Genomic DNA, 12,681 nt, shown 5'->3' with positions numbered 1-12,681 from the left:
CTCGCGGGTCAGCCGTGAGGGGAGTCCGAGGGCCCGTGCGGGCAGTCGACGAGGGTGGTGCCGAGGGCGGTGAGCGTGTGCAGAGCCGTGTTGCGGTACCGGTCGGTGTGCACAAGGCCGGCCCGGCGCAGGGTGGTGGCGTGCCGGCTCGCGTTGGGAGGCGCGACGCCGGCGAGGAGGGCGAGCTCCTTGGTGGAACAGCCCGGGTGTGCCGCGATGGAGGTGAGCACGGCGGCGCGGGTGGGACCGAGCAGCGCGGCCAGTGCCGACGGCGGTGTTCCGTGCTGTGCCGGCTTCGGGGACGGGGCGATGATCGAGCGCGTGTCCCAAGGGCTGTGCGCGGGATAGGTGAGGACGGGCTGTGGCTGGGCGGCGGTGCAGACGGCGGACCACTGCGGTCCGAAGTAGGACGGGACGAGCAGCAGTCCGCGGCCCTCCAGGAGGAGGTCGCCGTCGAGGCCGGAGGCCATCGTGACTTCAAGGACGGGGGCGTTCCAGCGGACGCGGCGGGGGTTCGCGGAGGCGAGCAGGTGCTCCATGCCCCCGGCCAGCGCCTGGCGCGTCCTCATTCCTCCCTCGGCCGTGGCATTGCTGGTGATCTGCTGCCAGTGGGGAGACAGGAGCACGCTGTACATGTGGTCCAGGCTGTCGCACAGCCGCCGGAACAGATCGCGGTCGTCGGCGAGGTGATGGGCCCAGGACGGGAGGGGCCCCTCGGCCGCCACGTCCGCCAGGTCGCTGCGGACCTGTGAGCGCGGCGTGGCGCGCACCCGTTCGAGGACTTCGTCCGGGGAGCCCGACTCGGCACGGGTGAGGAAGTCGGGCGCCCAGCGGCGGGTCCGGATCAGATCGAGAACCATCCTGGCCTCGGGGCGCAGTTCGGCCAGCGCGCGGCGTCTCCAGGCCCCGAAGCGCGCCGCGTGGCCGCGCTGCTGAAGGGTGCGTACGGCCGCGCTCAGTTCCATCAGCGGGAGGGACAGGGGCGACACCCGTGTCCGCGCCAGATCGTCGACCGTGAAATGTATGCGGTAGACCACGACTTCCCGACCCCCGTACGAGAGAGTTCGAGACGATCCTCCGGGAACGCCGTTGTCCGGTACAGGCCGAATCACGTCGAGTGGTGCCACCGACGGCGTGAACGCCCGGCCCCTGATGGGGGTGTCAGCACCGCCGGATCGCGTCGTCGGCGAGGGCGGCCACATCGGCGTAGCCGTCCACGGCCATCGTGAGGTCCGCCTCGGCGAGGATCGAGCGCAGTACGTGCACGATGCCGTCGACGCCGCCCAGGGCGAGGCCGTAGGCGTAGGGGCGGCCGATGCCGACGGCGCTCGCGCCGAGGGCCAGGGCCTTCACCACGTCCGTGCCGGTGCGTACGCCGGAGTCGAAGAGCACCGGCAGGTCACCGGCGGCCTCCACGACGCCGGGCAGGCAGTCGATCGCGGGCAGGCCGCCGTTGGCCTGTCGGCCGCCGTGGTTGGAGCAGTAGATCCCGTCGACGCCGTGGTCCCGGGCGCGGCGCGCGTCCTCGGGGTGGCAGATGCCCTTCAGGATCAGCGGCAGGGTGGTCAGGGAACGCAGCCAGGCCAGGTCGTCCCAGGTCAGCGACTTGCCGAAGACGCCCGCCCAGTGCAGGACCCCGGCGCGGGGATCGGCGTCGAGGTCGGCGTCGACCTTGGAGCGGAAGTGGGGGTCGCTGGTGTAGTTGGCGAGGCACTGGCCGCGCAGCTGCGGAAAGTTGGACGTGGCGAGGTCACGGGGCCGCCAGCCGGTGACCCAGGTGTCGAGCGTGACGACGATCCCGGCGAACCCGGCCGCTTCGGCCCGGCGCACCAGGCTCTCGGCGAGATCGCGGTCGGTGGGCGTGTAGAGCTGGAAGAGGCCGGGCGTGCCGCCGAACTCGGCCGCGACATCCTCCAGGGGATCCACGCCCAGCGTCGAGGCACACATCGGTACCCCGGTCCGTGCCGCGGCGCGCGCGGTCGCCAGGTCACCGTGGCCGTCCTGGGCGCACAGCCCGACGACGCCGATCGGCGCCATGAAGACCGGCGCCGCCCAACGCGTGCCCCACAGCTCGACCGACAGGTCCCGTTCGGTGGCCCCGACGAGCATCCGTGGCATCAGCCCCCACCGGTGGAACGCCTCGACGTTGGCCCGCTGGGTGTTCTCGTCGCCCGCGCCGCCCGCGACGTACGACCACACCGACGGGGGCAGCGCCTGCCCGGCACGCTCTTCGAGCTCGGCGAACGTCATCGGCAGGGTGGGCAGGACACCGCCCAGACCGTTGAGGTAGATCTCGTTCTGGTAGTTGCCGAACGGCGGGTGTGTCACGGGTGTGTCCCATCGTGAGAGGGTGGCGCGCGTCAGGTCAGGTGTCCCGAACCTCGCTCAACTGCTCCGCGTAGAAGCCCCGTTGATAAGGGCTGAGTTCGCTGATGTACAGCCCGCCCCGGCCCCGGCAGATCGGGCAGACGCGCTCCCGGTAGCACAAGGGGCAGTTCTTCCGTCCGTGGGCCTCGCTGGACACCCAGGAGCGGCCGCCGCAGCAGGGGCACCAGCCCAGGCCGTCGCACTCGTAGCACAGCACCGATCCTGCCGCGACGGTCTCGGGCGTGCACACCGGCTGGGGCCATTCGAACTCCTGCGGCTCGTACAGCGCCATCTTCGGCGTCCGCGCGCTGAACCAGACGATGGCCAAGTGGTCGCCCGCACGGACGTCGATCTCGTTGCCTTCCCGACGGCCGCTGACCACGAAGCGGGGGTTCCCGCCCGCGGTCTCCTGCGATGTCGCGACCTCCCAGCCCGCGGAGCGGAGCAGAGCGGCCGCGCGTGACGCGACGTCGGCGGCGCCGACACCCGCGGGACGCTTCCCGTCGAACCCGGACGAGTACTGGTACCAGAGCGGTTCGTGCCAGTCGACGATGCTCGGGTCGTCGAGAAAGAGCAGGCGAAGGTCGCTGCCGGGGGTCAGGTCGGTGATCAGCTCGACCATCTGCTCGCGCAACGCCCGCGCCAGCCGCTTCAGTTCGTCGTGCGCACCCGGTATGGCGCCCATCGCGCCCCCTCTGGTTTGTTCGGCGTTGGCGTGAGGCTTCTCTCCGTACGAAACTCGGTACGAATCTCAGCACGAAACGAGGACGGACGGTATGTCACAGGAACCGGAAGCAACACAGGCCGCAGTCCGTGCACAGTTGCTCCGGCACTACACCGAGACCCTCGCGGCCCTGCCGGCCGAACTGGCCCTGGTGCGGAGCCATCCAGACCTTCCCAAGGCCGTGTTCCACGGCTACACCGCGCCCCACGACTACGACCCCATCCACGACTACGACTGGCTCTGGGAGAAGTTCAGCATCGGGTACTGGCTGCTCGGAACCACCCCCGAATCCTGCGAACGGTACTTCGACCTGGTGCTGGGCGTCTGGAGTGATCGCGGCTGGCTCACGGGAACCACAGGGACTTCGCGCCCGCGTTCGGGCGGTGCGAAGATCCCCGGTGGGTACGGACTCGGCGTCACACAGAGCATGAACGGGTATCTCAGCATCGTCGGGTCGACCCCGCCCTTCCCGGTCGATTCGGCCGCCGGAGACCCGCTCCCCGACCGAATCGACCACCCGTCCCGCAGCGACGGATCCGACGGCTCAGTGGGCGAAGGTCAGCCGGCTCAGCCCTGACGGAGCCTCGAGCTCGTCCACCACGCCGACCGCGAGGTCCTCCGCGCTGATGCGGGAGAGGCCGTCGGCGTCGACCAGGAGCGTGTCGGTGCCCTTGCGGTAGGCCCCCGTGCGCTCGCCCGGCTCGAGGATCGCGGGCGGGCTGAGGTAGGTCCACTTGGCGCCGGAGTGCCTCTCGGCGGCTCGGAACTGTTCGGTGCTGGCGACCGCGATGTCGCGCCATTCGGCGGGTATGTACGCGGGATTGTCGACGATCAGCAGGTCGGGCTCGTCCGGGCTGCGCAGCGGGCCCGCGCCGCCCACGATGAGCAGAGGCGTGCCGGTGGCGGCGGCGACGTCGAGGACGCCGGTGGTCGCCGGGGCAAGGGTGGCCTCGGAGCCGGGAGCGGGACGGATGGTCAGGACGGCGACGTCGGCGGCGGCGAGGACCGGGCGCAGGGCGTCGAGGTCGGTGACGTCCGCGGCCACCGGGTCGACCCCCTCGGGCAGGGAGTCAGAGGCGGGAAGGCGGCGGGAGACGGCGGTGACGGTGTGGCCGCGGCGTACGGCCTCGTCGGTGACGCGGCTGCCGACCATGCCGGTGGCTCCGATGACGGCGATCTTCATGTGAATCGTCACTCCTTGTGGGTTCGGGTGAGGCGGGTTCGGGTGAGGCGGCCGGGGTTGAGCTGCCCGGCGACGAGCGCCGTCAGGGCGAGGGCGAATCCGGCGAGTTGGCCGTGGGTGAAGTCCTCGCCGAGGACGAAGGCGCCGATGAGCGCGGCGACCAGGGGCGAGAGCAGGACGAGCATGGCGGTCGCGGTGACCGGGAGGCGCCCGATGCCGCGGAACCACAGGGCGTGGGCGACGAAGCCGCCGATGGTGCCGAGCCAGAGGTAGCCGGTCACCGCGGACCCGTCGAGGTGCGGGGGAGCGCCTTCGACGAGGAGGGTGAGCGGGAGCAGGACCAGGCCGCCCGCGGTCAGTTGCCAGCCGGCGAGCGTCACGGGCCCCACTTCGCCGGGGCGGCTCCAGTGCTTGGTGAGGATCACGCCCAGGGCCATCGAGCCCGCTCCCGCGAGCCCCGCGACGATGCCGAGCCCGTCGAGCCGCGCGGCCGGTCCGAGGACGACGAGCCCGACCCCGACGGCCCCGGCGACGCCCCATCCGATGCGCCAGCCCGAGGGCCGCTCCCGCAGCACGACCACGGCGAGTCCCGCGACGATGAGCGGCTGTACGGCACCGAGCGTCGCCGCGACCCCGCCGGGAAGCAGCTCCGCGGTCAGGAAGAGGAGCGGGAAGAAGGCGCCGATGTTGAGGGCGCCGAGCACGGCCGCCTTCCACCACCAGTCGCCGCGGGGCAGCGTGCGGGTGACAAGGAGGAGGAGCAGACCGCCCGGCAGCGACCGCAACAGGGCGGCGAACAACGGGTGATCGGGCGGCAGCAGCTCCGTCGTCACCGCGTACGTGGTGCCCCACGAGGCGGGCGCGAGGGCCGTGGCGGCGATCAGCGCGACGGTGCCGCCGGCCAGGGCTGCTCTCCGGCTGCGTACAGCCGTGGAGCGGGCGTCCCGTTCCTGCCGGCGGGGCGGTGAAGTGGTCATGCGGGAAGTCTCGGTCCGGCGCCATCAATCCGTCCAACATATGGTTGTCATCGGACTGATCGCGTTGGAAGATTGATCGCGTGGAACTTCGACAACTTCGGTACGTCGTCGCCGTCGCGGAGACCAGGAACTTCACCCGGGCCGCCCGGCAGTGCTTCGTCGCCCAATCGGCCTTGAGTCATCAAATCGGGAGCCTTGAGCGGGAGTTGGGGGTGAAGCTGTTCGCCAGGACCAGCCGGCGGGTGGAGCTGACACCGGCCGGCGAGGCGTTCCTCGTCGGCGCGCGGCAGTGCCTGGAGGCCGCCGAGCGGGCCGTGAGCGACGCGGCCGCGGCCGTGGGCGAGGTGCGCGGTGAGCTGGCGATCGGGATCATCCCGACCGTGACCGCGGTCGACATCGCCGCGATCCTCCAGCGCTTCCGTGAGCAGCACCCCCAGGTGCGGGTGAGCCTGCACGTCGGCGCCAGCGGCGTGATGACGGCCGAGGTCGCCGCGGGCGACCTGGATGTTGCGTTCCTCGGCCTGGCGGCCGGGAACCCGCCCCAGGGAGTGGAGGCACGGGAGCTCGGCCGGGGGCAGCTCGTCGCCGTCGTGTCGCCCACGCACGCGCTCGCGGACCGCGGAGAGGTCGCCCTCCGCCAGCTCGCGGACTCGCCTTTCGCCGACTTTCCCGTCGGATCCGGCGGGCGCGTGCAGAGTGATCAGGCCTTCGAAGCGGCGGGCCTTGAGCGGGACGTCGCCTACGAAATGATGTCCGCGGAGCTGATGATGCGGTTCGTCGGCCGAGGGCTCGCCGTCGCCCTGCTGCCCGCCGCCATCGCCCGTGCCAACCCGGACGTCCGCGTGCTCACGCTCGCCGACGGTCCGAGCCGGGTCGAATATCTCGCCTGGAGCAAATTCAACCCCACGCCCGCGACCCGGGCGTTCCTGTCCGCGTTCCCTGCCTGAGCGGTGTTCTCTGCGCGAGCCGCGTTCCCTGCCCGAGCGGCGCTCGACTGGGCCGAGAATCCATCTTTGCATGATCATGCGTGAGGGTGCATACTCTTCCTATGTCTAAGGTCCTTACCTCCCTTCCCGCCGGCGAGCGCGTCGGCATCGCCTTCTCGGGCGGCCTCGACACCTCGGTCGCGGTCGCGTGGATGCGCGACAAGGGCGCCGTCCCGTGCACCTACACCGCCGACATCGGTCAGTACGACGAGCCCGACATCGCCTCGGTGCCCGGCCGCGCGAAGACCTACGGCGCCGAGATCGCCCGCCTGGTCGACTGCCGCGTGGCGCTGGTCGAGGAGGGCCTGGCCGCGCTCACCTGCGGGGCGTTCCACATCCGCTCCGGCGGGCGCGCCTACTTCAACACCACGCCGCTGGGCCGCGCCGTCACGGGCACCCTCCTGGTCCGGGCGATGCTCGAGGACGACGTACAGATCTGGGGCGACGGCTCCACCTTCAAGGGCAACGACATCGAGCGGTTCTACCGCTACGGACTGCTCGCCAACCCGCGCCTGCGGATCTACAAGCCCTGGCTGGACGCGGACTTCGTGCACGAGCTCGGCGGCCGCAAGGAAATGTCGGAGTGGCTGCTCGCCCACGACCTGCCCTACCGCGACAGCACCGAGAAGGCGTACTCCACGGACGCCAACATCTGGGGCGCCACTCACGAGGCCAAGATCCTGGAGCACCTCAACACGGGCGTCGAGACCGTCGACCCGATCATGGGCGTGAAGTTCTGGGACCCCTCGGTCGAGATCGCCGCCGAGGACGTGACCATCGGCTTCGACCAGGGCCGGCCGGTGTCGATCAACGGCAAGGAGTTCGCGAGCCCGGTCGACCTGGTGATGGAGGCGAACGCCGTCGGCGGCCGCCACGGCATGGGCATGTCGGACCAGATCGAGAACCGGATCATCGAGGCCAAGAGCCGCGGCATCTACGAGGCGCCCGGCATGGCGCTGCTGCACGCGGCGTACGAGCGGCTCGTCAACGCGATCCACAACGAGGACACCGTCGCCCAGTACCACAACGAGGGACGGCGCCTCGGTCGGCTGATGTACGAGGGCCGCTGGCTGGACCCGCAGGCGCTGATGGTGCGCGAGTCGCTGCAGCGCTGGGTCGGCGCGGCCGTCACCGGCGAGGTGACGCTGCGGCTGCGGCGCGGCGAGGACTACTCGATCCTCGACACCACGGGCCCGGCGTTCAGCTACCACCCGGACAAGCTGTCCATGGAGCGCACCGAGGACTCCGCGTTCGGCCCGGTGGACCGGATCGGCCAGCTCACCATGCGCAACCTCGACATCGCCGACTCGCGGGCCAAGCTGGAGCAGTACGCGGGCCTCGGCCTGGTCGGCTCCGAGAGCCCCGCCGTCGGCGCCGCGCAGGCGGCCGCGACCGGCTTGATCGGCAGCGTCCCCGAGGGCGGCGCCGAGGCGATCGCGTCCCGCGGCGAGGTCTCCGGCGACGAGGAGATGCTGGACCGCGCCGCGATGGAGTTCGGCGTCGACTGACCGGCCCGTCGCCCGGTCCGGGCGACGACAGCACGACCGGGGCCCCGCACCTGCGCGACAACGCAGGTGCGGGGCCCCGGCCGTTCATCGGCCCGATGTGTCAGTACAGCTTCTTCACGGCCGTGGCGGTCGTGGTCTTGAAGTCGGCCACCTGCGCGTCGGCGAAGCCGCCCATCTGCCCCCAGTGGACGAGCGTCACCGTGTTGCCGTCGCGGCCCACCGCGTACATGTTGATGTCGGAGGCACCCCAAGGCGCCTTGGTGTGGACGCCGTAGACGTAGGCGCCCTCCTCGGCGTTCACCTTGCCGTAGTACTTCTGCGCCGCGGTCGTGTCGGGATACTGCTGCATCACCTTCTTCGCACAGCCGGCGAGGTCCTTGCGCACCAGCGCCGCGAAGTCCTTGGCCCGCTGCTCGCTGCGCTCGACCACCGTCACCTGCAGGGCCCCGGTGTCGAGGTCCGTGCGGTAGGCGCGGTGCACGGAGATCGACGGCAGGGCCTCGCCCCCGCACATCGGCAGCGGGTCCGGCTGACCGGCCGTCACCGGGCCGGCGTGCCACGCCGACGAGGCGTGCGGCGGCAGTTCGGACGGCGCCAGAAAACGAGGCGTACCGTCGGCGGCCGCGGCCGGAACCGTCCCCACCGCCACACCCGAGGCACCCACCACGGCCGCCACGGCCAGCAGTCTCACATTCACACGCACGCTCATCTTCGTCTCCCCAAGTCGGCTCTCGTCGACCCGCTGCTTCCCGCGCGGACCGGACCGCCCCCGTGCGTGGCGATCTACGTTCCGTACGACCCGTGGCGCCCCGTGACCGTTGTCCTCGCGTACGTCACGGATCTGTCCCGCATGTCACCGAACAGCAACAACGTGCGCCCTGCAGATGTGAGTTGAGGGTGTTTCAGTGCGAGGGGAGCACGCACACGCTGTCGATGCCGAGGACATGGTTGAGCCTGCCGAACGCCAGCCAGGAGCCCACGCTCATGGTCAGCTCCACGATCTCCGCCTGGCTGTAGCGCTCCTTCATCCGCGTCCAGAAGTCGTCGTCGAGACCGTGGTGGTCGAGGGCGTACCGCTCGGCGTACTCGGCGGCCAGCCGGGTGCGGTCGTCGAAGGCGTCCGTGGTGCGCCACTCGGTGACCGCGTCGGCGAACCCGTCCTCGACCTTCTGCCCGTCGCGTTCGGTACGCCAGTCGAGGCAGAAGGCGCACCCGTTGATCTGCGCGACCCGCAGCCGGGCGGCCTCGAACTCGCGCAGTCCCAGGGTCGTGTGCTCGTAGACCGCCATCGAGAAGTTCGCGGCGGCGGCCCCGATGCCGGGCACCATCTCGCCCCACACGTACCCGATCGGTTCCTTGCCGTCGGGGATGTCGATGATCATGACTGCTTCCTTCCCAGGGTGCCCACCGCGGGGCGCAGCGGGACGTCGAGGGCGTCGTAGAGGCCGGGCTCCGCTGCCGCGAGCCAGTCGACGGCGCCCACCAGGCGGCCGACGGCGGTGGCGTTCCCGCCCGCGGACCGGTTCTCGTCCTCGTCGGTGGCCTCGACGGTGACCTCGATGCGCGGACGGCCCTCGATCACCACCCGGTGCGCGCCGTCGCCGTCCGGGGGAGTGGGCCAGTCCGGGGCGCAGGACCGGTGGATGCGGGTGATGTGCTCGACGACGATGCGGGGTACGCCGCCGACGACGCCCTGCACCTCGAACCGCACCGCGCCCTGGGTGCCCGCCTCGAACTCCCCCATCGTGCGGGTGCGCACCGTCGCGTCCAGCGGACGGCGCTCCACCGTCTCGCGGATCTCCTCAAGCTCGACGCCGAGGGCGCGGGACATCAGACGTATCTGTCCGCCCCACACCATGGTCGGCACCGACTCCAGGAGCATCGGCGGCTGATAGTCCATGGGGTGGCCCATGCCGACCAGATGACGGACCGAGTCCTCCTGGTCGTACGTCGAGTAGTCGAAGATCTCCTGGCAGCGGATCGCGTCCACGGTGGTGCCGAGCCCGCTGATCAGCAGCGGCAGCACGTCGTTGGCCCAGCCGGGGTCGACGCCGGAGACGAACAGCGACCCGCCGCCCGCCGCGATCGCGTCGAGGACCGGCTCCCGCAGTTCGGGCGGGGTGCTCAGCTTGTCGTAGAAGGTGTAGAGGGAGGGCGTGACGACCACGCAGCCCGCGCGGAGCGCCTGGGTGACGTCGGTGAGCGCGCCGTCCGGGCGGATGTCACCGGACGCCGCGTACACCACGGCGCGCGGGCGGGCGGCGAGCGTCGCCCCGATGTCGGCGGTCGCCGCGATGCCCAGTGCGCGGCCGAGCCCGCCGAGTTCGCCGGCATCGCGGCCGACCTTGTCCTTGTTGTTGACGACCACGGCCGCCAACTCCAGCGCCGGGTGGGCGTGGACGGCGCGGATGGCCGCGCGGCCGACGTTTCCGGTACCCCAGACCACCGTGGAAATCATGCGCCGGAGGGTAACGACAGGGTCTCGCACTTCCTAGGGGCACGACCACATTTTCTGACGTACCGTCAGATTTGTTGAACTGCCGCGTGTGCGGGCCGTCCTGGCTGTCTTCGTGGGTTGAGGGGAACAGCGGGTCCAGGGGAACAGGGGGGCGGATCCGGTGGGGCGCACGCAGGCGGTCGTTCCGTGCGACCGTGGCCAGGGTGAACGCCTCCTCCATCAGGAGCATGCGCCCGCGCACGCTGTGTGACCATGCGCCCCCAGTGCTCCCCCCTCGGGCCGGGTGGCGCCGCTCTTCGGGACGTTCGTCCGTGTCCGGGCGGATCGCAGATGACCCGTCCGTGTCAATGCCGCGGACCCTGATGGGGGCTTGTCGGCGTAGGGATCCGGCCAACCGGTGTTCACCGGCTAGTCGTTCGTGCGGTGAATCCGACTTGAGCCCCTGGTCGGAGGGGTTTTCGGTCACTTGTCCGCAGGGCGGAACGCGCCGTGTTCCGGAGGCGTGTGTTTGAGGGGGTGGCAGCCGGGCACTTGGGGCAGGCGGCGGCCCGGCCATGGCTGTCGTACGAGGTTGGGGGCTCGTGGAAGCTACTCGCCGGTTACTGCACGCGTTACCAAGAACACTATCCGTTCAACTTTAGGGGGTTGCTATCCCGTGACCCACCGTGAAGACTGTGGCCGAGTTCCACCGGGACGAAGGTGGTTCGAGTGCGCACTGAGCAGAGCGCCGGACAGGGGTCCGGCAGGGTGTGCGCACCGCCTCACCCCGTTCCTGGGTATCCGGCCTCAGGGGGGCCGCCACCAGTTCGTAGGTGCATGGGGAAGCGCGCGCGCAACCAGCGGCGCGGAACGTTTCACTGGGGGATGAGTGATGTCGGCAAGGTTCGCACCACGGGTGCCGTCCTTCGTCCAGGGGTGGGCGAAGCACCGAAGTGCGCCGTGGCGGCTGTGTTGAGCCCGGCCAACACGGCCTCGTTGACGGGCGGATGACAGCCGTACGGCCCGGCGGGCACGCCACCAGCGCCTAGACTCGCGCAGGTGCCGGCCCGCGCGTCATGCGCGCCCAACTGGTCCGCAAGCATGCCGAGTTCGAGCCCGCCGGTGCAGCGGAGGCAGGCATGCCAGGCCCTCGCCGTTCCCGTCCGCGCGCGTTGCCCGTCCGGCCAGGGGCGCACCATGCCCACGTCCGGCGCGCCCGACGCGACCGCCTGAGCCGCAACCCCGTGGCCCCAACGCGCCCGCACGCGCCATTCATAGGGAGAGATGTGACCAGCAACGAAGCGACACGGCCGGACTTACCCTTCGCCGCCTTGACCGACCGCTGGCAGGCCCTGCGCGAAGGCGGGCCCGTCAGCTACGACGAAGCGCAGGGCGTGTGGCGGGTCGTGGACCACCAAGGGGTCGCCGCCGTGCTCGCCGACCCGGCGACGTACTCCTCGGACATGACCCCGATCGCCCCCACCCAGGAGGACTTCGCGGCCTTCACCCAGGGCAACTTCGTCGGCATGGACCCGCCGGAGCACCGCAAGTTCCGCACCCTCGTGAGCCAGGCGTTCACGCCGCGCGTGGTGCAGGGCCTCGAACCGCGTATCGAAGCCGTGTGCAGGCGCCTGCTCGACACCGTGGCGGACCGCGACAGGTTCGACGTCGTCGACACCCTCGCCTACCCCCTGCCGATCATCGTGATCGCCGAACTCCTCGGCATCCCGGCGGACGATCACCCGCTGTTCCAGGAGTGGGCCGCCACCCTCTTCGGCGGCGACCAGCTCAGCGAGGCGCCCGACGCGGCAGACCTGGAGCGCGCGCTCGAAGCCATCGCGCCGACCGTGCGCGAGATGAACAGCTATGTCCTCGACCACATCCGGCACCGCCGCGCACACCCCGCCGACGACCTCATCAGCGAACTCATCGCCGCCGAAGTGGACGGCGTGCGCCTGGAGGACCAGGAAATGGTCGGCTTCGTCGCCCTTCTCCTGGTCGCCGGACACGTCACCACCACCGCCCTCCTCGGCAACGCCCTGGTGGCCTTCGACCAGCAGCCCGGCACGCTGTCCGCCCTGCGCGCGGAACCCGACCGGCTGCCGGTCGCCGTCGAGGAGGTGCTGCGGCTGCTGCCGCCCTTCCCCGAACTGGGCCGGCGCATCAACAGGCCAGTGGAGCTCGGCGGCCACGAACTGCCCGTCAACTCCCTGGTCATGGCCCACCTGGGCGCCGCCAACCGCGACCCGAGCCGGTTCACCGCGCCCGACACCCTCGACATCCGCCGCAGCCCCAACAACCACCTGACGTTCGGCCACGGCATCCACTTCTGTTTCGGTGCGCCGCTGGCCCGCCTGGAGGCCCGGATCGCGCTGCGCATGCTGCTCGACGACTTCCGCGATCTCGCGGTCCCCTCCTACGCCGACGTCACGTACCAGAACCCCGCCGTCATCATCGGCGTACGTCATCTGCCGGTCGAGGTCAAAAGGCCCTAGCGAC

Annotated in this window: 12 protein-coding genes; 4 read left to right on the top strand and 8 right to left on the bottom strand. The window is 70.9% G+C overall.

Annotated features, from left to right (window positions below):
* Window positions 1-8: 8 nt before the first annotated feature.
* The 3 genes from IEY91_RS41850 to IEY91_RS17460 form a co-directional block, all read right to left on the bottom strand.
* The gene (locus tag IEY91_RS41850) at window positions 9-470 is read right to left on the bottom strand and encodes an ArsR/SmtB family transcription factor (RefSeq protein ID WP_229697060.1); all 462 of its coding nucleotides are present in this window, start codon (window positions 468-470) and stop codon (window positions 9-11) included.
* Window positions 471-1,161: 691 nt separating this feature from the next.
* Window positions 1,162-2,328 (bottom strand): alpha-hydroxy-acid oxidizing protein, encoded by a 1,167-nt coding sequence (locus IEY91_RS17465; RefSeq protein ID WP_164327696.1) that lies wholly within the window; start codon window positions 2,326-2,328, stop codon window positions 1,162-1,164.
* Window positions 2,329-2,365: 37 nt separating this feature from the next.
* Window positions 2,366-3,052 carry a hypothetical protein gene (locus IEY91_RS17460; RefSeq protein ID WP_164327697.1) on the bottom strand — a complete coding sequence of 229 codons (687 nt, stop codon included), beginning with the start codon at window positions 3,050-3,052 and terminating at the stop codon, window positions 2,366-2,368.
* A gap of 91 nt (window positions 3,053-3,143) precedes the next feature.
* Here IEY91_RS17460 and IEY91_RS17455 point away from each other — a divergent pair, with 91 nt between their 5' ends.
* Window positions 3,144-3,668, top strand: a complete 525-nt coding sequence (locus IEY91_RS17455; RefSeq protein WP_189174679.1) for a hypothetical protein — start codon at window positions 3,144-3,146, stop codon at window positions 3,666-3,668.
* Here the strand turns inward: IEY91_RS17455 and IEY91_RS17450 are convergent.
* Together IEY91_RS17450 and IEY91_RS17445 are read right to left on the bottom strand one after the other, a co-directional pair.
* Window positions 3,636-4,274: an NAD(P)-dependent oxidoreductase gene (locus tag IEY91_RS17450; protein WP_189174678.1), complete on the bottom strand. Its 639-nt coding sequence runs from the start codon at window positions 4,272-4,274 to the stop codon at window positions 3,636-3,638. The two genes, IEY91_RS17455 and IEY91_RS17450, sit on opposite strands and share 33 nt — an antisense overlap.
* An 8-nt stretch (window positions 4,275-4,282) precedes the next feature.
* On the bottom strand, window positions 4,283-5,251 hold the full coding sequence (locus IEY91_RS17445; RefSeq protein ID WP_189174677.1) for an EamA family transporter: 969 nt from the start codon (window positions 5,249-5,251) through the stop codon (window positions 4,283-4,285).
* An 80-nt stretch (window positions 5,252-5,331) separates the two neighbouring features.
* Here IEY91_RS17445 and IEY91_RS17440 point away from each other — a divergent pair, with 80 nt between their 5' ends.
* Together IEY91_RS17440 and argG are read left to right on the top strand one after the other, a co-directional pair.
* Window positions 5,332-6,198 carry a LysR family transcriptional regulator gene (locus tag IEY91_RS17440; RefSeq protein ID WP_189174676.1) on the top strand — a complete coding sequence of 289 codons (867 nt, stop codon included), beginning with the start codon at window positions 5,332-5,334 and terminating at the stop codon, window positions 6,196-6,198.
* A gap of 101 nt (window positions 6,199-6,299) precedes the next feature.
* Entirely contained in the window at window positions 6,300-7,745 is a 1,446-nt protein-coding gene (argG, locus tag IEY91_RS17435) for an argininosuccinate synthase (RefSeq protein ID WP_164327702.1), read from the top strand.
* A gap of 100 nt (window positions 7,746-7,845) precedes the next feature.
* Here argG and IEY91_RS17430 read toward each other — a convergent pair whose 3' ends face one another.
* From IEY91_RS17430 to IEY91_RS17420, 3 genes are all read right to left on the bottom strand, one after another.
* On the bottom strand, window positions 7,846-8,454 hold the full coding sequence (locus tag IEY91_RS17430) for a hypothetical protein (RefSeq protein WP_164327703.1): 609 nt from the start codon (window positions 8,452-8,454) through the stop codon (window positions 7,846-7,848).
* 193 nt (window positions 8,455-8,647) lie between these two features.
* On the bottom strand, window positions 8,648-9,127 hold the full coding sequence (locus IEY91_RS17425; RefSeq protein WP_164327704.1) for a carboxymuconolactone decarboxylase family protein: 480 nt from the start codon (window positions 9,125-9,127) through the stop codon (window positions 8,648-8,650).
* Window positions 9,124-10,203: an NAD(P)H-dependent amine dehydrogenase family protein gene (locus tag IEY91_RS17420; protein WP_189174675.1), complete on the bottom strand. Its 1,080-nt coding sequence runs from the start codon at window positions 10,201-10,203 to the stop codon at window positions 9,124-9,126. The genes IEY91_RS17425 and IEY91_RS17420 overlap by 4 nt, the downstream gene beginning before the upstream one ends.
* A 1,310-nt stretch (window positions 10,204-11,513) precedes the next feature.
* Between IEY91_RS17420 and IEY91_RS17415 the strand changes: the two genes are divergently transcribed.
* Window positions 11,514-12,677, top strand: a complete 1,164-nt coding sequence (locus IEY91_RS17415) for a cytochrome P450 (RefSeq protein WP_189174674.1) — start codon at window positions 11,514-11,516, stop codon at window positions 12,675-12,677.
* Window positions 12,678-12,681 lie beyond the last annotated feature (4 nt).

Source organism: Streptomyces lasiicapitis, from assembly GCF_014646335.1.
Taxonomy (GTDB): Bacteria; Actinomycetota; Actinomycetes; order Streptomycetales; family Streptomycetaceae; genus Streptomyces; species Streptomyces lasiicapitis.
This window is presented reverse-complemented; position numbering and strand designations above follow the sequence as displayed.